This is a genomic window from Homoserinimonas sp. (assembly GCF_056262345.1).
In genome coordinates this window covers 1-21,056 of sequence record NZ_JBACFR010000179.1, presented here as the reverse complement: position 1 = coordinate 21,056, position 21,056 = coordinate 1, and the positions used below count along the sequence as shown (strand labels likewise).

Below are 21,056 nucleotides of genomic sequence, written 5' to 3'. Positions count from 1 at the left end.
ACTGCTGCCATGACCGACTCATCTCCGGTGATTGATCTGGGCGTTGCGCCGGATCGCATCGACGCGACAGACCTCCTCGACGACATCGAGTTTCTTGTCGCCCGCGTGCGCGCTATCGGTTCGCTTTCGGCCCGCCACGCTTTGGAGCCGCACGGGTTGCGCGTGCGGTCATACGCCGTGTTGTCACTCGTGTGCGGCGCCGTGAGCCCAACCCAGCGCGATGTGGCCGAGTTTCTCTTTCTCGACCCGAGCCAGGTGGTCGCGGTCGTCGATGAACTGCAGACCCTCGGCTATGTCGAACGAGCTCAGGACCCTCGCGATCGTCGGGCCAACATCATTCGCGGCACCGAAAATGGGCAGGCGGCGTATGCCAAGGCCAAGGCGTCGGTCATCGCCGCGCGCGACGAGACAATTCTCAAGAACCTCTCCCAGGAGGAGCGGCAGAGCCTCACGCAGCTGCTGCTCAAGGTCGCGTTCTAGCTCGAGCAGTCCGCACTTGCTCGCTTTAGCAGTCGGCTCAGTTCAGATCGTTGCGCCACGACGCTTCCACCGCGACCGGTACAAAACCGACAGCCTCGTTGACGGTGAGCATCGGCCGATTCTCCTCGGCATTCCAGGTGTAGATCGCCGGATGCCCCGGCGCTAGTTCATCGAGCCGCTGCAGATTAGCCGCCTTCAGTAGCATCCCGAGCCGGTGGCCCCGATGCTCGTGCAGCACGATCGTGTCTTCCTGCTGCACGGGGCGATCCACCTCGGGAGGCACCGAAAGGTCGCTGAAGCCCACCAGCGAATCCGATTCGATGTGGCGGGCCGCGACCGTCAGATATCGCCTGCCGTCGGTGTCCCGGCGCCGCTCATGATCGAGGACCCGCTGCTCATCCCAGGTCTCCGGCTGCCAATCGACCTCGCCGGCGGGCGGGTCGGTGCTCATCCTCGCGTGAAGCACTGCCATGTCAGAAAGTCGATGCTCTGGGGTCGACCCCTCCCAAGCCTCAAGGTCGTAACCGGCGGCGGGCTCGGGTGTCTGCGCGCCAGAGGGCAGAGCCAGCCGGCTCACCCGATTCACCTGAGCTAGACGAAAGCCGCGGGAGACGAGAAAGCGAGAGGGGGCATCGTCGGCCGAGACAGCACCAAACCCCGTGGGGGAGGTGATTGCGGGCTCGGCAGGGGGAACATGATGAAACGACTCGGCCTGCAACGCCGTGCGACCGTCCTCGAGTGCAATGGCGTGCGCGTGGGAATACAGGGCGCTCCCGAGCCCCTGGCGGCGAAACTCGGGCAGGACCTCAACCGACACCCACGCTGTCGGCACGTCCAACCCGCCCTGCAGCTGATAAACGGCACGACCCACAATGCGTCCGTCGACCCGAGCGAGAAAGAACCGGCGAAGCTCATAGGGGTTCGAGGCGATCGCGAGCAGCTCCTCTGGCTCGACGGCAAAGTCGCGAGTGCCCACGTCGTAGGCCTCGATGCCATTGCGGATACGCACCATCTCGATGAAGTCGCCGGCGTCGGGAGCGCCGATCGATTCGGGCAGCGCAAGTTCCTCAATGGTGAGCATCAGCATCCCTTCGATCCCGTGCCGCGAGGGCGGCGATGGGCTGGCCGAAAAGCATACGGATGCTGCGCCATTTTCGCCACACGTAGCCTCACCGCACGACCCGATGGGCCGCACAACGCACCGCGGGGGCGAACGGGCGTTGGCCCGCGTGTCGGGTAGCGTTGTGCCTGCAATCGCACCGTTCGGTGCGGCGCGCCGCAGCAGGATCGGCGTGATCGGCGCAGAGCACAGGGAGGAGCTCTCGTGTATCTCAAGAGCCTCACCCTTAAAGGCTTCAAGTCGTTTGCCCAGCCGACGACGTTCGCGTTCGAACCGGGGGTTACCGCGGTGGTCGGGCCCAACGGTTCCGGCAAGTCGAACGTGGTCGACGCCCTCGCCTGGGTTATGGGCGAGCAGGGAGCCAAAACTCTGCGCGGCGGAAAGATGGACGACGTCATCTTCGCCGGAACCTCCACACGCGGCCCCCTTGGCCGTGCTGAGGTGACCCTCACGATCGACAACTCGGATGGCGCGCTGCCGATCGAGTATTCAGAGGTCACGATTCGGCGCACGCTCTTTCGCAACGGCGGCAGCGAATACGCGATCAACGGCGAGAGCTGCCGTCTTCTCGACGTGCAGGAGCTGCTCAGCGACTCTGGTCTCGGTCGGGAGATGCACGTCATCGTGGGCCAGGGCCAGCTCGACGCCGTTCTTCGCGCCAGCCCAGAAGACCGTCGCGGGTTCATCGAAGAGGCCGCCGGCATCCTCAAGCACCGCCGCCGCAAAGAGAAAACCTTGCGCAAGCTCGACGCGATGCAGGCAAATCTCACACGGCTGAGCGACCTCGCGGGGGAGATTCGCCGCCAACTCAAGCCCCTCGGTCAACAGGCCGAAGTTGCTCGCGAGGCACAGACCATTGCCGCGGTTGTACGCGACGCCCGTGCCCGACTGCTGGCCGACGAGGTCGTCACCCTGCGGGAGGCGCTCACGCTGCACAGCCGCAGTGAATCGGAGCGCAAAACCGAGCGCATCGTGTTGCAAGAGCAGCTCGATCAGGCCAAGCTCCGTGAGGCAAGAATCGAGCAGGAACAGGTCGGCGATGCCGTTGACCAGGCCCGTCGAATCGCTTTTGGGCTCGAATCTGTGCAGGAGCGACTGCGCGGTTTGTTCAGCCTTGCCAATCAGAAGATGGCGTTGCTCAGCTCGCAGACCGAGGTTGCCGAGTTGGCCCCCGGGGTGACGTCGCAGATGGTGGCGGATGCCCGCGACGAGGCGGCCAGGCTCGCGGAGACAATCGACGAGGCTGAGCAGGCGTGGCGAGAGGCGCAGTCCGCGACAGCGGAGGCCAGGGCGGCGCTTGATGCGCTCGATGATGAGATCTCGCACCAGAGCTCCCTCGTGTCACGTCATGACCTCGAAATCTCTAAGCTCAGCGGGCAGGCCGATACCGCGGCATCCCGGCTCGCTGCTGTCCGCGGCGAAGTCCTCCGCCAGCAAAACGCCCTCGACGCCGCTCGCTCGCGTCGAGACCAGGCCACCGTGTCGCTTGAGGCCCTTGAGGCGCAAGCGACGCTCGGCGAGGAGTCCGACATCGATCTGGACGCCGCCTACCAGAGCGCCCAAGCGGAGGTCACTCAGGCCGAGACTGAGATCGACACCCTCCGCGAGCAGCTCCATGCCCTCGAACGTGAGCGGGATGCTCTCTCTGCCCGCAAGAACGCACTATCCAGCGCTCTCGACCAAAAGGATGGGTCAAGCGCGCTTGTCGCGGCCAAGCGGCCGGGAATCCTCGGCTTGGTTGCCGAACACATCCAGGTGAAGCCCGGGTTCGAGGCGGCGATCGCCGCAGCCCTCGGGTCTCTGGCCGACGCCGTGCTGGCAGAAGATCGCGATTCTGCCATCGCAGCGCTAGGTCACGCCCAGGCCGACGACCTGGGCAGGGTCGAACTTGTGCTCGCCGAGGCCGGGGTTACGGCGGGCGTCAGCGGCGTGCTGAGTGACGGCGCAGTCTTTGCCGCCGATGTGGTTTCTGCGCCCTCTGGTGTGCTGGGGCTGCTCAGTCACGTGATCGTGGCAGATGACCTCGCGACAGCTCGCAGAGTGTGGGGCGAGCTTTCGACGGGGACGAGCGAGTCTGCCACGACGATCATTACCAAGTCGGGGGATGTGCTGAGCCGCTTTGTGCTGCGGGGCGGCTCAGGAGCCAAGCGCTCGCGGTTGGAACTTGTGGCCGACCGCGATGCCGCGGCAGAGCGCCTCTCCGAGGTTCTTTCCCTGATCGAACGCGCGCAGTTTGCGCTCGCCGAGCAGCGGGGAGCAGTGCAGGTGGCCAAGGAGCAATCCAAGCGCGCCCTCACAACGCTGCGCGAGCATGACTCCCAGCTCGCAGCTCAGTCGGAGAAGCTGAACCGCGCGCGAGTGCAGGCGGAGGCCGCCGAGGCCGAGGCGCAGCGACTGGAGAAGGGGCTCGCGCTCGCCGCAGAGTCGGTCGCCAGCGCCGAGACGGCTGCTGAGCGTGCCAAGGCTGAGCTTGAGACCGCGCAGTCCCGCCCTCGCCCCATTCTCGATGTTTCTGCTCGGGACGGCATGGCCGACGAACTCGATGCAGCGCGTGAACGCGAGGTCGAGGCCCGCCTTCAGGTGGAGACCGCCCGCGAGCGGGTACGGGCGCAGGAGCTACGAGCCAAGCAGCTTGAGCAGCAGCGAGAGGCCGAGCGAGAGGCCGCGGATCAGGCGGCTCGCCGTGCGGTCATCCGCCGCCGGCAGATGGAGGCAGCCCAGCGGGTGCTCGACGTCCTGCCGACCGTGCTCGACGCCGCTGACCGCTCGGTGTCGGAGGCGCGCGTGCGACTTGCGGCGGCGGAGGCCGATCGAGCGCAACAGAACGAGGAACTCGCAGAGCTTCGCCGAGCAGAAGCCGCTCTGCGCGATCGGCTGCACTCCGTAAGCGAATCCGTTCACGGGCTCGAAATGCAGACCTACGAGAAGAAGCTGCATCTTTCCTCGCTCCTCGAGCGTGCAGGAGCGGAGCTCGGCCTGGTCGAGGATGTGCTGGTTGCCGAGTATGGGCCTGACGTGCCCGTGCCCGTCGATGCCGTCGAAACGGACGACGATTCCGATGCAGAGCGCGAAGACGGCGTGCAGCAGACGATGCCGTTTGTGCGCGCACAACAGGAGGCAAGGCTTGCCAAGGCCGAACGCAAGTACGCCCGGCTCGGCAGGGTCAACCCGCTCGCGCTCGAAGAGTTTGCCGCTCTGGAAGAGCGCCACAAGTTCCTCACAGATCAGCTCACCGACCTCACCAATACGCGCAAAGACCTGCTCACGATCATCGACGAGCTCGATGTCAAGATGCGCGACATCTTCTCAAGCGCCTTCGAAGACACCAAGAACGCGTTCAACCACGTCTTTCCGATCCTCTTCCCCGGCGGAACCGGCAGCATCCATCTCACCGATCCCGACAACATGCTCACGACGGGCATCGAGGTCTCGGTCAAGCCCGCTGGCAAGAAGATCGAGCGACTCTCGCTGCTGAGCGGTGGAGAGCGGTCTCTGGCAGCAGTGGCGTTGCTGATCGCAATCTTCAAGGCCAGGCCGAGCCCGTTCTACATCATGGACGAGGTGGAGGCGGCGCTTGACGACGCCAACCTTGGCCGCCTGTTGCAGATCTTCCAGGATCTGAGGGAGTCGTCGCAGCTCATCGTGATCACCCATCAGAAGCGCACGATGGAGATTGCGGATGCCCTCTACGGTGTCTCGATGCGGCAAGACGGTGTCAGTGCGGTTGTGGGTCAGCGTGTGGCCACGGAGGAGCGCTCGGCCTAGCCTCAGCGGCGCGTCGCGGCGAGCCTGGGCCCGGCTGCCTAGACTGACGCAGTGAACGAAATGCCGCCGGAAACGCAGCCAGATATGCAGCGCCAGCAGCGCCGGGTCGTGTGGGTGCTTGTTGCCGCGCAGATTATGGGCGGGCTGGGCATTGGGGCCACCGTTTCGGTGGGGGCGCTCCTCGCGGCACAGGTCTCGGGTTCTGACGCCTGGTCGGGGATGGCCTCGACAATGTCGACGCTGGGCGCCGCGATCTTGGCGTTACCGCTCGCACGGTACGCCGCAGCGCGCGGTCGCCGGGTGGCGCTTGCGACGGGGTCGGCGCTCGCAGCATCCTCTGCCGTTCTCCTGATTGTGGCGGCTGCCGTGCCGTCGTTTCCGCTGCTGCTGCTGGCGTTCGCCCTCGCCGGTGCCGGAGCTGCCACGAACCTGCAGGCTCGCTTCGCAGCGACAGATCTGGCCTCCCCCCGCCACCGCGGCCGCGATCTCTCGTTGGTCGTATGGTCGACGACGATCGGCTCGGTGCTCGGGCCCAATCTCATCGAGCCGGGGGAGGCGATCGGCTCCGCCCTGGGCATGCCGACTCTGACCGGCCCGTTCCTCTTTGCTCTCGGCGCTCAGATCATCACGGTGCTCGTCTACGCCGTCTTCTTGCGCCCCGACCCGCTTCTCACCGCTCGGGACGCGCTCGGCGCGACGACGAAGGAGCCGCCGCGCCTCGGCTTCTCCACCCTGCGGGTCAACCCGACGGCGCGTTTCGCCGTTGCGGCGGTCTCCCTCAGTCACGCCACCATGGTGGCGCTCATGGCGATGACTCCGGTTCACCTTTACGGGCATGGCGCGTCCCTCGCCATCGTGGGTTTCACGATCAGCTTGCATGTGGCGGGCATGTTCGCCTTGTCACCGGTGTTCGGTTGGCTCTCTGACCGGCTCGGGCGTCTCCCGGTGCTGCTGGGCGGTCAGGCGCTGCTTCTCGCCGCCCTCGTGACGGCATGGCTCGGCAGCGAGTCTGCCCCGCTTGTCGTTGTCAGCCTCGTGCTGCTCGGGCTCGGATGGTCGGCCTCCACGATCTCGGGGTCGGCGATGCTGGTCGATGCGGTGCCGGTCGGGGATAGGCCGGGTGTGCAGGGCGTCTCCGATCTACTCATGAACCTCGCCGGTGCTGCCGGCGGGGCGCTCGCCGGGCCGGTGCTCATCATGCTGGGCTACTCCGGTCTCGGCGCCGCCGCCATGCTTCTCGTGGCCATTGTGCTCGGCTGGGCTATCCTGCGATCGTCGAAGCGCGTCGTCGCCGCCTGAGGCCCGCGATGGCGTCAGCCAATCCGTTGGGTGCCGGGGTTCGTGACTCGCAGCCAGCGATAACCGTAGGGTTCGAGCGTGAGCTCCGCCGTTCCCTTGCTCGTCACAGCGGTGGCACCGTCATGCAGCAAATCGATCAAACGCGTGTCGTCATCACCGCCATCGACGGGGATCTCCAGGGTGAGGGATTCGGCGGCAAAGTTATGCAGCGCGATCATGCTCCCGAGGGGGCCGGTCACGCGATGCGCGAGCACGCTAGCGTGGGGTTGCTTGACGATGGTGAGTTCGCCCCATCCGATCTCCGGAGAGGTGCGGTACCTGCTGATCAGCAGCCGCATGAAGTGCAGCAGGGAATCGCGGTCGCGCACCTGCTCATCGGCATTGACGAACTCGGGGCCGTAGGCACCCTCAGTTACGGGGCCCGGCAGAGACCCTCGCCGTGCGGTCGAGAATCCGCCGTTCTTTGCGCTGCTCCACTGCATCGGTGTTCTCACCGAGTGACGACCTTCGGCATTGAGGTTCTCGCCCATGCCGATCTCTTCGCCGTAGAACAGCACGGGGGTGCCGGGCAGGGAGAACAGCAGGCTGTAGGCCATGCGGATGCGCCGCGGATCGCCCTCCAGCATGGGCGGCAGCCGGCGCACAATTCCGCGGCCGAATGCTTGCATCCGCTTCTCGGGTCCAAAGGCGGCGAACACCTCATCTCGCTCTGATTCGCTGAGCTTGTCGAGCGTGAGCTCGTCGTGGTTGCGGAGAAAGTTGGCCCATTGTGAGCGCAGGGCAATGTCGGGTCGTTTGGCGAGCATCCGGGCGAGGGGGCGCGCATCGCTCCGAGCGAGGGAGAGGTAGACGCGTTGCATGGATTCGAAGTCGAACTGCATGGTGAGTTCGTCGCCTTGGGGGCCGCCGAAGAACTTCACCTGATCCTTGTAGGGCAGGTTCACCTCTCCGAGAAGTACGGCGTCGCCCCTGCGTCGCTTGGCCATGTCGCTGAGTTCGCGCAGATAGACGTGCCCGTCGCCGTAGTCGTCGTCGGCGCCACCCTCGTCGGCGCGACCCTCGTCGTCGATGAAGAACGGCACCGCGTCGATGCGGAACCCCGACATTCCCATTTCAAGCCAAAAGCCGATCACCTTGCCAATCTCTTCTCGCACGCGGGGGTTCGCGACGTTCAGGTCGGGCTGGTGACGATAGAACCGGTGAAGGTAGTACTGGCCCGTGCGCTCGTCGAAGTTCCAGACCGAGTTTTCTTTGTCGGGAAAGATCGGCTCGGGGGCGCTCTTCGGCGGGGTATCCCTCCACACGTAGAAGTCTCGATAAGGAGAGGTGCGGCTCGAGCGAGCCGACACGAACCAGGGATGCTTCTCTGATGTGTGGTTCACGACCAGGTCGGCGATCACGCGCATCCCCCGGTCGCGTGCGGAGCGGATCACCTCGACAAGGTCGCCGAGAGAGCCGAAACGCTTGTCGACGCCATAGAAGTCAGAGACGTCGTAGCCGTCATCTTTGTCGGGGGTGGGATAAAACGGCATCAGCCAGATGCAGGTCACCCCTAGCTCGGCAAGGTAGTCCAGGCGGTGGGCGAGCCCGTCGAGGTCGCCCGTGCCGTCGCCGTTCCAATCCATAAAGGTCTCGACGTCGAGGCAATACACGACGGCGTTTTTCCACCACAGGTCGCTCGTGTCGGTGATTCTCATGCGACCACCTCGGGGGTTGCATCCGCCTTTGCCGTCACCGCTAGCCGGGGCAAGACGCGCTCGCCGAAGGCATCGATAAAGCTCCGCTGGTCGCTGCCCACCTGGTGTAGATACACCTCATCGAACCCGAGGGCGATGAACTCCTTCAGCTGATCGACATATTCACCAAGGTCGGAGGAAATGAGTACCGAGCCGCGAACGTCGTTGGGAGTCACATGCTTCGAGGCGATATCGAACGCTTCGACGCTATCGAGATCCCAGCACAGCGGGGGAGAAAACACATTGGTGCGCCATTGATCGTGAGCAATCTGCAGGGCCTCGTCTTCGGATGCCGCGTAGCTGACGTGGACCTGAAGCACGAGCGGCCCGGTGCCCCCGGCTCCGCGATAGGCCTCCACGACGTCGCGAAGAGCGTCAACAGACTGGTTCACCGTGGCGAGGCCGTCGGCCCATTCGGCGGCCCAGGCAGCGGTCTGAGGGCTGACGGCGGCGGCGAGCAGCGGCGGTGGAGTATCCGGTCTCGTCCAGAGGCGGGCCCGATCCACGGTGATATGGCCGTCGTGGCTGACTTCCTCGCCCGCCAGTAGGGCCCGCATGACCGCGACGCTCTCCTGCAGGCGCTCGTTGCGGTGCTCCTTGCGGGGCCAGGCATCGCCCGTGATGTGTTCGTTCATCGCCTCGCCGCTGCCGAGGGCGGCCCAAAATCGCCCGGGGAACATCGCTTCGAGAGTCCCCACCGCTTGCGCGATGATCGCGGGGTGATAGCGCTGCCCGGGAGCGTTCACGATGCCGATCGGCAACTCTGTGGCCTGCAACGCGGCCCCCAGCCACGACCAGGCAAAGCCCGAGTGGCCCTGTCGTTCACTCCACGGCGCGAAGTGATCGCTGCACATTGCTGCCGTGAAGCCAGCCTTCTCGGCGTGCTGCAGGGCGATCAGAAGGTCCTTCGGGTGTAGCTGTTCGTGCGAGGCATGCCAACCGATAACGGTCACAGGTGTATTCCCTTCGTCGGATGGCTGTGACGTAACCACGGCTCCCTGCGGAGTCCCTGTGCATCTCGACGAGCGGCCCGCCGCCGCGGAGTGGCCTAGTCGGCGAGGGCTTCGCGGTGCAGGGCGGCATAGCCGACGTAGCGCACGCCGTTCTCGCGCAGCCCAGCTCGTTCCTCATCGCTCAGCTCGCGGCGCACCTTAGCGGGCACACCAGCGACGAGTGACCCCGGCGGAATCACGGTGTCTTCAAGTACCACCGCGCCGGCCGCCACGAGCGAACCAGCCCCGATCACAGCGCGATTGAGCACCGTCGCGCTCATTCCAATCAGGCACTCGTCCTCGATCGTGCAGCCGTGCAGCACAGCGGCATGGCCAACACTCACGCCCTCGCCGATCGTGGTCGGCACGCCGGCGTCGCAGTGCACCGTCACGTTGTCTTGGAGGTTGCTGCGGGCGCCCAGCGAGATGCTGTCAACATCCGCCCTCAGCACCGTGCCATAGAAGACGCTGGACTCCTCGTGAAGGGTGACGTGCCCGATCAGGGTGGCGTTAGGGGCCACCCAGGCGGTGTCAGAAATGGTGGGAGTTGCCCCATTGATGGTCACGAGCAGCGGCGATGGTGTCATGACAGTTAAACTAGGTGCACCATGGCCACTTTTGGAAACCTCACCGACCGCCTCGCGGATACGTTTAAGAACCTGCGCGGCAAGGGCAAGCTGAGCCCCGCCGACATCGACGGAACCGTCCGCGAGATTCGCCGCGCCCTTCTCGACGCCGACGTAGCGCTGGATGTCGTCAAGCTCTTTACCGGCAACGTGCGCGAGCGCGCCCTCGGCGACGAGGTCAACAAGGCGCTGAACCCTGCCCAGCAGGTCGTGCAGATCGTCAACGAAGAGCTCATCGGCATCCTCGGCGGTGAACAGCGCCGGCTTCAGTTCGCCAAGAACCCGCCCACCGTCATCATGCTCGCTGGCCTCCAGGGTGCCGGAAAGACCACGCTGGCCGGCAAGCTCGCCAAGTGGCTCGCGGGCGAGGGCCACACCCCGCTTCTGGTCGCCGCAGACCTGCAGCGCCCCAACGCCGTCAACCAGCTCCAGGTTGTCGGTGAGCAGGCTGGCGTTCAGGTGTTCGCCCCCGAACCAGGCAACGGCGTCGGCAACCCCGTCAAGGTGTCGAAGGACGCCATCAAGTTCGCCAAGGACAAGCTCCACGACGTGGTCATCGTCGACACGGCCGGTCGTCTCGGCGTTGACGCCGACATGATGAAGCAGGCCGCAGACATCCGCAAGGCCGTAGACCCCGACGAGGTTCTCTTCGTCATCGACGCCATGATCGGTCAGGATGCTGTGGCTACCGCCAAGGCATTCCAGGAGGGCGTCGACTTCACGGGTGTAGTGCTCACCAAGCTTGACGGCGACGCGCGCGGTGGAGCGGCCCTTTCGGTCGCCTCCGTCACCGGTCGCCCCATCATCTTTGCCAGCACCGGTGAGGGGCTCGACGATTTCGAGCCGTTCCACCCGGAGCGCATGGCCAGCCGCATCCTCGACCTTGGTGACATCCTCACCCTCATCGAGCAGGCGCAGAAGAACTTCGATGAGGAGGAGTCGCGCAAGGTTGCGGAGAAGTTCGCCACCGACACCTTCACGCTCGAGGACTTCCTCGGCCAGATGCAGCAGATCAAGAAGATGGGCTCGCTCAAGTCGCTCATCGGCATGCTGCCCGGTGCGCGCGGCATGAAGGAGCAGCTCGACAACTTCGACGAGTCCGAGCTCACCCGCACCGAGGCGATCATCCAGTCGATGACGCGTGCGGAGCGTCAGAACCCCAAGCTGCTCAACGGTTCACGCCGCCTGCGCATTGCCAGGGGTTCCGGCACGAGCGTGACCGAGGTCAATGCTCTCGTGAACCGCTTCGAGCAGGCCGCCAAGATGATGAAGACCGTCGCCAAGGGCGGGGTGCCGCAGATTCCCGGAATGGGGCCGGTTCCCGGTGCCGGCTTCGGCGGAGGCCGAGGCAAGCAGCAGAAGGCCAAGAAGAAGGGCTCGAAGTCGGGCAACCCGGCCAAGCGTGCAGCGGAGAACGCGGCGCTTGCTTCGGGCGCATCCGCTCAGTCGGCTCCGGCCGGCTCCGGATTCGGCCTCGGCGGTGGCTCCGGTGCCGCGCCCACAGAAGAAGAGATGGCGGCTCTGCAGAAGATGCTGGGCGGCGGGCGCTAACCGTCTGCCACGCTCGGTGACGAACAAGTCACCAAAAACGTTGGGTGGTGTCTTGGTGAGGGCATCCCTAGCCTCGAGGCATGGGAAAACTCACTCTTGCGCTCGCGGCTGTTGTGGCGGTCGCCATGCTGTCGGGATGTGCACAGTCGAGCGGTGGCGCGCAAGTAGCAGCGGATTCGTCGTCAATCGCAACTGAATCGCGCCCGTCTGACCTTCCCTCCGCGCTTGGCCTCGTCAACCTGTGGCGAGTCAGCGGCGCGCCGGGTGAGAGCGACCAGACGTGGCTGCGCCTGGGGGCTGGTGACCTCCAGGTGTGGAGAGAGTGCGGCTATTTCTCGGGGGAGTGGGGAGCTGCCGGCAGCCGATTCGTCGGGTCGGCCATGATGGCGCACTCGCAAGGCTGCTGGGTCGAGAATCCGTCAGTCGAGTGGCTCCTCGACGTTACGGAGTTCGAGGCAAACGACGGCGGTTACGACCTCAAAGACTCGGAGGGAAACGTCGTTGCGTCTCTCAGCATCGACGGCGCTCCCGTGCCTTCTACTCCCGACGAGGAACTCGTCGCGGGTCCGCCAGAGATCACCGACGACGTGCGCGCGCACTTCAGCACACCGAAACTCCCTGATGGTGTGACTCCGGCAACACAAGTCGATCTTCAAGGCAAGTGGATTCCCGCAGTCGGAACGTTTGCGACAGATCCCCACGTGCACGTGTACAGCAATGGGCGGTGGGCCACAACCGATGGGTGTAACCGCATGGACGGCAGGATGCTCGTCGGCGCTGGTGGAACGACGTATTTTGAGGGTGGGCCGATGACGGCGATGGCGTGCGAGGGTGCACCAGTTCAGTCCTGGCTTTTCAAGGGTGCGGCCATGGGAACCACTTCTGCAGGCGACCTTGTGATTGTCGATCGTTCTGGCGAGGAGGTTGCCCGAATGGTGAGCGCCGATGGTGACCCCGTCGCCCACCAGTAGGGTGAGCCCATGAATGATCAGGAGCGTCTGGCCGGGTACATCGACGTGGGCCGTGAGGCCGTTGACGATTTCGTTGGCCTTCTGGAATCCCTGCCTGCCGAGGACTGGTCGGTTCCGACCGATCTGCCGGGGTGGGATGTGAAGGCGATCGCTTCACACGTGGCGCATCTTGAGTCGGTTCTGGCGGGCTTTTCGCAGCCGAATGTGGCCGTCGAGCCGAGCGAACACATGACGGCCATGACGTCCAGCTATACGGAACAGGGCGTCGCCGCGCGCCGTGAATCGACTCCGGCCGAGCTCATCGCAGAGATTCGTGAGGCGTCCGCGGCGCGGTTCGCCGAACTGGCGGCGAACCCTCCGACGGACGCCCAGGTCGTACCAGCCACGGGTGTTCCGCTCGAGTGGAGCTGGAATACCCTCCTGCGCAATCGCCCGCTAGACGTGTGGATGCATGAGCAGGATGTCCGCCGTGCCGTCGGGCTACCCGGCGGGATGGATGCAGCCGCCGCGGTGCACACGATCACGTACTACGCCGAGGGGCTCGGCTACATCGTGGCTAAGCGTGCTGCTGCGGCACCTGGAACGACGGTCGTGCTTGCGATCGACGGAGCCGACCCCATCGCGGTGGCCGTCACCGACGAGCGCAAGGGCGTCTTTCTTTCTGAGCTGCCGGGGGAGCCGACCGTGCGGCTTGAGCTGGATCCTGAATCCTTTGTCGTGCTCGTCGGCGGTCGGCGTGCCCCGCGGCACGGAGCAGTGCGAGTCAGCGGCGACGAGCAGCTCGCCTCTCGCATCCTGGCGAACCTCAACACCACCCCGTAGGGGCGTCGTCTAGGGTTTTGTCATGACCATCTCCCGCCCTATCCGCATCGGCGTCCAAATCGCACCGCAGCACGCTCGCTACGAACTCATCCGCGATGTTGCCGCGGAACTTGAGCAGATGGGCGCGGACATCCTCTTCAATTGGGATCACTTCTTCCCACTGTCGGGGGAGCGGGACGGGCTCCACTTTGAGTCGTGGAGCATGCTCGCGGCGCTCGCCGAGCAGACGTCGTCAGTCGAGCTGGGCTCGCTCGTTAACTGCAATAGCTATCGCAACCCCAACCTTCAGGCCGATATGGCCCGCACGATCGACCACATCAGCGCCAAGGGCGGCGTCGGCCGCTTTATCTTCGGCACGGGGGCGGGATGGTTCGAGCGCGACTACGACGAATACGGCTACGAATTCGGCACCCCCGGAACCCGCATCGCGGCGCTCGCCCGCGATCTTCCGATCATTCGCGACCGATGGACCAAGCTCAACCCGGCCCCCACGCGCCAGATTCCCATCCTGATCGGGGGCGGCGGGGAGAAGAAGACCCTGCGCATCGTCGCGGAGCATGCCGATATCTGGCACAGCTTTTCGGATGCGGCGACGCTGGAGCGCAAGCTCGGCATCCTTGCCCAGCATGGCGAGGCGGTGGGCCGCGACACCTCGGAGATCGAGGTGTCGACCGAGGTGCGCAGCATCAGCCACGAGGACGCCGACGAATTGGTCGGTCTGGGCGCGACGCTGTTCACGATTGGGCTCTCCGGCCCGTCCTATGACCTCGAGAAGGTGCGGGACTGGCTCGCGTGGCGCGACGAGCAGAACGCTGCACGAGTTTCTGCCGAGTAGCGACGAGCTTCTGCCGTTTTCCTCTGTGCTCCGCCCCTGAATTGGTCGGTGTCGGCGGCGGCGGTTAGCGTTGCGTCATGAGCACTTCGGCGAGCGGGCAGGCTGTTTCGGTTGAGCCCTCGGGCGGCACCGAGCCGCGCACTCGCGTGGTCGTGGCGATCATCGTCACTCTTCTGGCCTGGGCGAGCGCCTTTGTGGTCATCCGCTATGTCGGTGCCGACTTTTCTGGCGGAGCGCTAGCGCTCGGGCGGCTCGCCGTTGGCACCGCCGTGCTTGGCCTGCTCATGATCGGCAAGAGCTGGGTCAGGATGTCGCGGCGGGATTGGTTGATCGTCGTCATCATCGGCCTCAGCTGGTTTGGGGTCTACAACGTCGCGCTCAACATCGCCGAGCAGACGCTCGACGCCGGAACGACCGCGATGATCGTGAACATCGGCCCGATCCTCATTGCGCTCGGAGCAGGCTTATTCCTGGGCGAGGGAATCCCGCGCTGGCTGGTCATCGGAGCTCTGGTGGCGTTTGCGGGCGTTGCCCTCATCGGAATCGGCTCTGGTTCGCAGTTCATCGGCAACGGCGTTGGCATCGCGTGGGCGCTGCTCGCCGCCGTCACTTATGCCACCGGGGTTCTCTTTCAAAAGCCGCTATTGCGCACGCTGCCGGGCATCCAAATCACCTTCTTGGCCTGCGCGATCGGCGCCGTGGCGTGCCTGCCCTTCTCGGGCACGTTAGTTGGGGAGCTTGCGGCAGCGCCCCCGATGTCGATTGCGGGAGTCGTCTATCTCGGGGCGGTTCCCACCGCGATCGCGTTCAGCACGTGGGCTTATGCCCTCACCCGCATGCCGGCGGGGCGGCTTGGGGTCACGACATATATCGTTCCCGCGCTGGTTATTCTCTTCGGCTTTTTGTTTCTCGGCGAGGTGCCCACCGTGGTCGCTATTGCCGGGGGCGTCGTCTGCCTCGTGGGCGTTGCCCTCAGCAGGCGCAGCCCCCGCAAAGGGTCCGTTGCGGTGACGACGGCCGAGGATGTTGCGTCGCGGTGAGCGCGCTGCTCGAATCTCTGGCAGAATAGAGCGTTGAGCCTGTGTCGTCCGACCCTCTAATCAGATGACACTTGCTTCCTTAGACCTTTCTGGCCGAGTGTGCCCCCACGCTCACGGCTGTCAGTTCGCTCCCATATCTAGAAACACAGGAGAATTGTGGCTGTAAAGATTCGTTTGAAGCGCATGGGCAAGATCCGTGCACCCTACTACCGCATCGTCGTTGCCGACTCGCGCACCAAGCGCGACGGCCGCGTGATCGAGGAGATCGGCAAGTACCACCCGACCGAGGAGCCGTCGTTCATCGACGTCAACTCCGAGCGTGCTCAGTACTGGCTCAGCGTCGGCGCACAGCCGACCGAGCAGGTTGCCGCCATCCTCAAGCTCACGGGCGACTGGGGCAAGTTCAAGGGCGACAAGAACGCCGTCTCGACCGTCAAGGTCGCCGAGCCCAAGGCTGCTTTCGTCGCCGACGACAAGAAGAAGCCTGTTCTCAAGCCCAAGGCTGCTGCTCCTGCCAAGAAGGACGAAGCTCCTGCTGAGGCTCCGGTCGACGAGACCGCAGCTGACGAGACTCCGGCCGAGGCATAGTCCATTGCTCGCAGCCGCTCTAGAACACCTGGTCAAGGGGATCGTTGATCACCCTGACGAGGTCGCAGTCGATGCCCGCAGCACCCCGCGTGGCGAGGTCCTTGAGGTGCGCGTGCACCCCGAAGACCTCGGCCGGGTGATCGGTCGCGCCGGTCGCACCGCCAAGGCCCTCCGCACCCTTGTCTCGGCTCTCGCCGATGGCAAGAAGGTGCGCGTCGATGTGGTTGATACCGATTTCTAGATCAGCAGAACCAGACAAGACCCAGCTTCGGGTCGGTCGCCTCACCAAAGCCCATGGGCTTAAGGGAGCGATCAAGATCGAGCTGTACACGGATGACCCGGCACGACGTTTCGTGCCGGGCGCCGTGTTCACCCTTCAAGTCCCCACGTCGTCGCCCTGGCACGGTAAGACCATCGAGCTCATTGAGCTCAAGTGGTACAACTCGCACCCTGTCGCGTTCTTCAAGGACGTGCCAGACCGCAGCACGGCCGAGTCGCTGATCAAAGCGATCCTCTGGATCGACCACGATCTCGCGGAGACCTCCGACGAAGAGGATGCGTGGTTTGACCACCACCTCGTAGGACTGGCTGTCATGCGCGACGGAGTCAAGGTGGGCACCATCACGCTGGTCGATCATCTCCCCGCGCAGGATCTCCTGCACGTCGAGACGCCCAACGGCGAGGTGCTCGTTCCCTTCGTCAAGGCCATCGTGCCTGTCGTTGACGTCGCTGGGGGAACCGTCACGGTCACCCCGCCGGCGGGCCTTTTCGAGGAACTCCCCGAGGAGCCGGCCGCAGAAGCGGAAGCAGAAGCGGAAGCAGATGCAGAAGCGGGAGCGGAAGCGGATGCAGAAGCAGATGCTCAGGCCGACGTTACTGCTGAGCCGAACGACGACACGACGACCAACTAGTCACTCGTGATCTCCTCGTCTTAGACGAGCGGGATCCCGCGTCTCATGCGCCTGCGCGCATCCGCCAGAATCCAGTTGAATGGAAACTTGCGGATGAGCGCAGGCGTTCGACGGTTAAGGGCGGCCATGGCGGCGACCCAGCGATCAAAGCGGCGTTGTGATGCCTCGCTCCACGGCATCCCTAGTTCGTTTCTAACCTCCTGCGGCAGGTAACCGAGCGTGAGAAAGCGGTTGAGCGGGCCAGCGATCTGGCGCAGAGGCGTGGGGAGGAACGCCATCCGCGCGATGCCGTGCAAATACTCCCGGGTGAGGTCGTCCATGCGAATGTTGGCCAGTTGCGTGCGCCAATAGCGCTCGAACTCAGCGCGATGTGCTGGCCACATCTCCGCCGGCACTTGTAGCGTTGTGCCTAGCGCGGCTCCGCGGCGATAGAACTCGTCGTCGGGTTCTCTCTGGTGGTTCATGCGCCGGTAGACGTCTTCTGCGCCCCAATAGAGGCAGGCCGCGACCCACATCTGCAGATCGCGGTCGAAGGCGTTGTAGCTCACGGGGTCGTTCTCCGATGAGCGAACCCGGGCGTGCACACGATTGATCTGCCGTCGTAGCTCGGCGCGCTCCTCGACCGTGCCGGCGCTCGCGATCGCTAGATACGTCAGGGTTGTCCTGGTGCGCTTGAACGGATGCCGGTCGATCCTGCCGCTCTCGACGGTGCTGCGCGCTACACCGTGCCCGACGGGGAGCATGGCGAGCTGCATAATGACGTTTGCGCTGCCCGCAGTGAGGGCGATTCCGTCGTGGAGGCCGGATTTCGCCGAGTTCTGATCCGATCTGGTCACGGTGTTCAGTGTGCATCACGAGGGCTGAGTGTGTGATCTGCGCGTCCGTCGCAGAGGTGCGCCGAGGTCCTCACGGTCGACTCATGCTAAGCTCACAGATGCTGTCGCTTATACCATGCGGCGAGCTAATTTGGCAATAGTGTCGCGCAAACTTCCTTGTGACTGGCCAGATAACGACCCTGACTCCCGATCCGGCGGTAGGCGCTTTCGCCTGCCCATATGCCCGGACCGGTGTGTCTCGCGGCCTCGAGCCGGAGAGAAAAAGGTCGAAAGACCGGAGAGTATCCATGCAGAAGCGAATCGCAATTATCGGAGCAGGACCCAGCGGGATGGCGCAGTTGCGCGCCTTCGAAGCCGCTCGCAGTGCAGGCAGGGAGATCCCCGAGATCGTCTGCTTCGAGAAGCAAGACGACTGGGGCGGACAATGGAACTACAGCTGGCGCACCGGAATCGACAGCTACGGCGAGCCTGTGCACTCCAGCATGTATCGCAACCTGTGGTCGAACGGCCCCAAAGAGGCTCTGGAGTTTGCGGACTACTCATTCGACGAGCATTTCGGCCGCCCTATTTCGTCTTACCCGCCGCGCGAGGTGCTGTGGGATTACATCAGCGGTCGCGCAGAGCAGAGCAATGTGCGCCAGTACGTCCGTTTCTCCACTGCGGTGAGGTGGGTGGAGTTCAGTGAAGAGACACAGACCTTCTTTGTCACGGTAGAAGACCTTGCCGAGAAGACAACCGAGACCACGGAGTTCGACAACGTCGTCGTCGGTTCCGGTCACTTCTGTGTGCCAAACGTTCCGTCGTTCCCGGGCATTGAGACCTACACGGGCAGCCTGCGTCACGCCCACGACTTTAGGGGGGCGGAGGCACTCGCAGGCAAGGACGTGCTTCTCGTCGGCGCTAGTTACTCGGCCGAGGACATCGGCGTGCAGGCCCACAAGATGGGAGCGCGCTCGGTGACCATCAGCTACCGTTCGCAGCCCATGGGTTTCGACTGGCCAGAGGGCATGGAAGAGGTGCCGCAGGTCGACCACTTCGATGGCGATACCGCGTACTTCATCAACGGGCAGTCTCGTCGGTTCGACGCTGTCGTTCTCTGCACGGGCTACCTGCACCACTATCCATTCCTGCCGGCGGATGTTGCCCTTGATTCCCCCAACAACCTCTACCCGGACGCCCTGTACCGAGGGGTCGCCTCTGAAGCGAACAACAAGCTCTTCTATCTCGGTGCGCAGGACCAGTGGTTCACGTTCAACATGTTCGACGCGCAGGCGTGGTTCGTTCGCGACGTGATTCTCGGCGATGTCGTGCTTCCGGATGCTTCACAGCAGCGCGCGAATATGGACGAATGGCTTACCCGTTTCGGTGCGCTCGCCACTACAGCGGATGAGGTGCGCTTTCAGGCGGACTACATCCGCGATCTCATCGAGGCTACGGACTACCCCATGTTCGACCTCGACGAGGTCGTGCGCATCTTTCTCGAATGGAAGCACGATAAGCAGGCGGACATCCTGACCTATCGCGATCAGGTGTACTCCTCTGTGATGACCGGCACGATGGCGATCGTGCATCACACCCCGTGGCTCGAGGAGCTCGACGACAGCGCCGAGCGTTACCTCGCCGCCGAGGCGCCCGACCTGAGCGAGAAGTCGGCAGCCTAGGTTCTCAAGCTCGAACGCCGCGCCCGGTCGGGGAATCGTCAACGACCGGGCGCAGCTGTATCTCAGGCACTTGATACGGCATAGAAACATTGCGGGGTGATGGCCGAAACACACCGCTCGTAGCGTCGTCTGCATGGATGGGCGGCGTGATTGTGGCTTCACCGTCACCGCAGCGCGCGGCAGGGTGCCGTTATGGCGGTGACTCTGGTCGCGGTATCCCTGCCGCCGCTCACTCGTTCGCCATCGCCGCTCGGGGTCGAAGCCGTCACACAGTTTCTTGAGCGAGTCGCTGACGCTGCTCCCGATGTTCGGGTCCTGTCGGTGACCCTCGATGAGCTCATGGTCGCCACCGAGGCTGCCCCCGATGGCGAGTTCGTCTCCCGTAGCGCGACGGCATCCCGCCGATGGGTCCCGAATGCGTCGTCAGGATCCGATTCCGCGCGAATGTTGGACCCGTCAGCGGTGTGGGACCCCTCAGCGGATGGCGCCGACGGGTGCGTCATCGTGCCCCTTGCGCTCTCGTGCACGCCCCACGACGCCGCTGCTCTTCTGGCCGCCGCGCGAGTTTTCTCGGGAGTCACCCCATCCGTTGTCGCGCAACCGTGGGGGCCAGACGGACGGGTCGTGGACGCCCTCATCGACAGGCTCCTCGGTGTGGGGCTGCGCGCATCCGATCGGGTCGTCTTGGATTGCGTTGAGGCATCCGATCTCGGGGTTGCCGATGCCCTTGCGACGGGAAGCATGCTCAGCAGCTCGCTCGGTATCGCCGTGGCGCTGGGGTTCAGTGACACTGCTCCAGCGGCGCCGAGCGACGTGCAGATTGTCAGTACCGAGGATGCGATCGCCCGCGAACGCGCCCAATCGCCGGGTTCCCGGGTGATCGTCAGTAGCTATTCACTGACCGGCAATGCGGCCGCAAGTGCACAAGCATCCGCGGCCGAGCGTGTGGCTCCGCCTCTGCTGGCAGCGGATGAGGGGCCACCACAGTCGCTCGTTGATTTGCTCCTCGAGCGCTTTTATGACGCAGCCGATCAGCTGGACAAGGCGAGATTAGAGGCGGTGGTCTCAGAACCGCCCCTTGGCCTTGCGTAGACTCTCGGGGTGCGCATCGACATCGTCACGATCTTTCCCGAGTTCTTCTCTGTGCTCGACGTCTCCCTGCTCGGCAAGGCCCGCACGTCGGGGCTCATCGATCTCGGGGTGCACGACCTGCGTGACTTCACGCACGATCGGCACCGCACGGTCGACGACACGCCCTATGGCGGCGGCGCCGGAATGGTGATGAAGCCGGAGCCCTGGGGCGAGGCTCTCGACAGCATCATCGACCCGGCCGAGCACGCTCCCACCGTCATCTTTCCGTCACCGGCCGGCCGCGTTTTCACGCAGGCCATGGCCAGGGAACTTGCCGAGCATCCCCATCTGGTCTTCGGATGCGGTCGCTACGAGGGCATCGATCAGCGTGTCGTCGACTACGCCGCTACCAAGGCCGAGGTTCGCCTCGTAAGCCTCGGCGACTATGTCCTCAACGGGGGAGAGGTCGCCACGATGGCCATGATCGAGGCCATCGGTCGGCTCATTCCTGGCGTTGTCGGCAACCCAGAGAGCCTCGTCGAAGAGAGCCACGAGGGCGGGCTGCTCGAGTACCCGAGCTACACCAAGCCTGCGGTATGGCGCGAACGTGAGGTGCCGCCTGTGCTCCTGAGGGGCAACCACGCTGCGATTGCGCGGTGGCGCCATGAGCAGCAGATCGAACGCACCCGCAGCGTGCGGCCCGAACTGCTGCCGCCACCGGCGCTCGACTAACCGCGTTCGGCGGGCGTCCA

The 21,056-nt window shown here is 64.6% G+C and carries 19 protein-coding genes; 14 read left to right on the top strand and 5 right to left on the bottom strand.

Translation table 11 applies throughout. The annotated features are described in order from the left end of the window. A partial coding sequence (locus AC062T_RS08870; RefSeq protein ID WP_476029238.1) for a MarR family winged helix-turn-helix transcriptional regulator occupies nucleotides 1-480 on the top strand: 480 nt, incomplete at its 5' end. A gap of 37 nt (nucleotides 481-517) precedes the next feature. Here the strand turns inward: AC062T_RS08870 and AC062T_RS08865 are convergent. Continuing rightward, the gene (locus AC062T_RS08865; protein WP_476029236.1) at nucleotides 518-1,561 is read right to left on the bottom strand and encodes a GNAT family N-acetyltransferase; all 1,044 of its coding nucleotides are present in this window, start codon (nucleotides 1,559-1,561) and stop codon (nucleotides 518-520) included. A 243-nt stretch (nucleotides 1,562-1,804) separates the two neighbouring features. Here AC062T_RS08865 and smc point away from each other — a divergent pair, with 243 nt between their 5' ends. Together smc and AC062T_RS08855 are read left to right on the top strand one after the other, a co-directional pair. Beyond that, the gene (smc, locus tag AC062T_RS08860) at nucleotides 1,805-5,365 is read left to right on the top strand and encodes a chromosome segregation protein SMC (protein ID WP_476029234.1); all 3,561 of its coding nucleotides are present in this window, start codon (nucleotides 1,805-1,807) and stop codon (nucleotides 5,363-5,365) included. A gap of 60 nt (nucleotides 5,366-5,425) precedes the next feature. Continuing rightward, nucleotides 5,426-6,664, top strand: coding sequence for an MFS transporter (locus tag AC062T_RS08855; protein WP_476029240.1), 1,239 nt, complete (start codon nucleotides 5,426-5,428; stop codon nucleotides 6,662-6,664). Nucleotides 6,665-6,678: 14 nt separating this feature from the next. Here AC062T_RS08855 and AC062T_RS08850 read toward each other — a convergent pair whose 3' ends face one another. From AC062T_RS08850 to AC062T_RS08840, 3 genes are all read right to left on the bottom strand, one after another. After that, nucleotides 6,679-8,361 (bottom strand): alpha-amylase family protein, encoded by a 1,683-nt coding sequence (locus tag AC062T_RS08850; RefSeq protein WP_476029232.1) that lies wholly within the window; start codon nucleotides 8,359-8,361, stop codon nucleotides 6,679-6,681. Then, a complete protein-coding gene (locus AC062T_RS08845) occupies nucleotides 8,358-9,353 on the bottom strand; it encodes a TIGR03885 family FMN-dependent LLM class oxidoreductase (RefSeq protein ID WP_476029230.1) in 996 nt (331 codons plus the stop codon). The genes AC062T_RS08850 and AC062T_RS08845 overlap by 4 nt, the downstream gene beginning before the upstream one ends. 95 nt (nucleotides 9,354-9,448) lie before the next feature. Continuing rightward, entirely contained in the window at nucleotides 9,449-9,979 is a 531-nt protein-coding gene (locus AC062T_RS08840) for a gamma carbonic anhydrase family protein (RefSeq protein ID WP_476029228.1), read from the bottom strand. Nucleotides 9,980-10,000: 21 nt separating this feature from the next. On the opposite strand from AC062T_RS08840, the gene ffh reads away from it, so the two are divergent. From ffh to rimM, 8 genes are all read left to right on the top strand, one after another. Continuing rightward, on the top strand, nucleotides 10,001-11,569 hold the full coding sequence (ffh, locus tag AC062T_RS08835; protein ID WP_476029226.1) for a signal recognition particle protein: 1,569 nt from the start codon (nucleotides 10,001-10,003) through the stop codon (nucleotides 11,567-11,569). Nucleotides 11,570-11,649: 80 nt separating this feature from the next. Then, complete coding sequence (locus AC062T_RS08830) at nucleotides 11,650-12,540, top strand: META domain-containing protein (protein ID WP_476029224.1); 891 nt, start codon at nucleotides 11,650-11,652, stop codon at nucleotides 12,538-12,540. Between the two features lie 9 nt (nucleotides 12,541-12,549). Then, nucleotides 12,550-13,362 carry a maleylpyruvate isomerase family mycothiol-dependent enzyme gene (locus AC062T_RS08825; protein WP_476029222.1) on the top strand — a complete coding sequence of 271 codons (813 nt, stop codon included), beginning with the start codon at nucleotides 12,550-12,552 and terminating at the stop codon, nucleotides 13,360-13,362. A 22-nt stretch (nucleotides 13,363-13,384) separates the two neighbouring features. After that, the gene (locus AC062T_RS08820; protein ID WP_476029220.1) at nucleotides 13,385-14,197 is read left to right on the top strand and encodes an LLM class F420-dependent oxidoreductase; all 813 of its coding nucleotides are present in this window, start codon (nucleotides 13,385-13,387) and stop codon (nucleotides 14,195-14,197) included. A gap of 77 nt (nucleotides 14,198-14,274) precedes the next feature. Continuing rightward, nucleotides 14,275-15,237, top strand: coding sequence for a DMT family transporter (locus AC062T_RS08815; RefSeq protein ID WP_476029218.1), 963 nt, complete (start codon nucleotides 14,275-14,277; stop codon nucleotides 15,235-15,237). 156 nt (nucleotides 15,238-15,393) lie between these two features. Continuing rightward, complete coding sequence (gene rpsP / locus AC062T_RS08810; protein ID WP_108517139.1) at nucleotides 15,394-15,825, top strand: 30S ribosomal protein S16; 432 nt, start codon at nucleotides 15,394-15,396, stop codon at nucleotides 15,823-15,825. A gap of 4 nt (nucleotides 15,826-15,829) precedes the next feature. Then, nucleotides 15,830-16,066 (top strand): RNA-binding protein, encoded by a 237-nt coding sequence (locus AC062T_RS08805; protein ID WP_108517137.1) that lies wholly within the window; start codon nucleotides 15,830-15,832, stop codon nucleotides 16,064-16,066. Next, entirely contained in the window at nucleotides 16,044-16,736 is a 693-nt protein-coding gene (gene rimM, locus AC062T_RS08800) for a ribosome maturation factor RimM (RefSeq protein ID WP_476029216.1), read from the top strand. The genes AC062T_RS08805 and rimM overlap by 23 nt, the downstream gene beginning before the upstream one ends. A 20-nt stretch (nucleotides 16,737-16,756) precedes the next feature. On the opposite strand, the gene AC062T_RS08795 is transcribed toward rimM, so the two are convergent. After that, nucleotides 16,757-17,572 carry an oxygenase MpaB family protein gene (locus AC062T_RS08795; protein WP_476029214.1) on the bottom strand — a complete coding sequence of 272 codons (816 nt, stop codon included), beginning with the start codon at nucleotides 17,570-17,572 and terminating at the stop codon, nucleotides 16,757-16,759. Between the two features lie 287 nt (nucleotides 17,573-17,859). On the opposite strand from AC062T_RS08795, the gene AC062T_RS08790 reads away from it, so the two are divergent. From AC062T_RS08790 to trmD, 3 genes are all read left to right on the top strand, one after another. Continuing rightward, a complete protein-coding gene (locus AC062T_RS08790) occupies nucleotides 17,860-19,233 on the top strand; it encodes an FAD-dependent oxidoreductase (protein ID WP_476029212.1) in 1,374 nt (457 codons plus the stop codon). A 192-nt stretch (nucleotides 19,234-19,425) separates the two neighbouring features. Beyond that, entirely contained in the window at nucleotides 19,426-20,325 is a 900-nt protein-coding gene (locus AC062T_RS08785; protein ID WP_476029210.1) for a sirohydrochlorin chelatase, read from the top strand. Between the two features lie 9 nt (nucleotides 20,326-20,334). Beyond that, a complete protein-coding gene (trmD, locus tag AC062T_RS08780) occupies nucleotides 20,335-21,036 on the top strand; it encodes a tRNA (guanosine(37)-N1)-methyltransferase TrmD (RefSeq protein ID WP_476029208.1) in 702 nt (233 codons plus the stop codon). The last annotated feature ends 20 nt before the right edge of the window (nucleotides 21,037-21,056 follow it).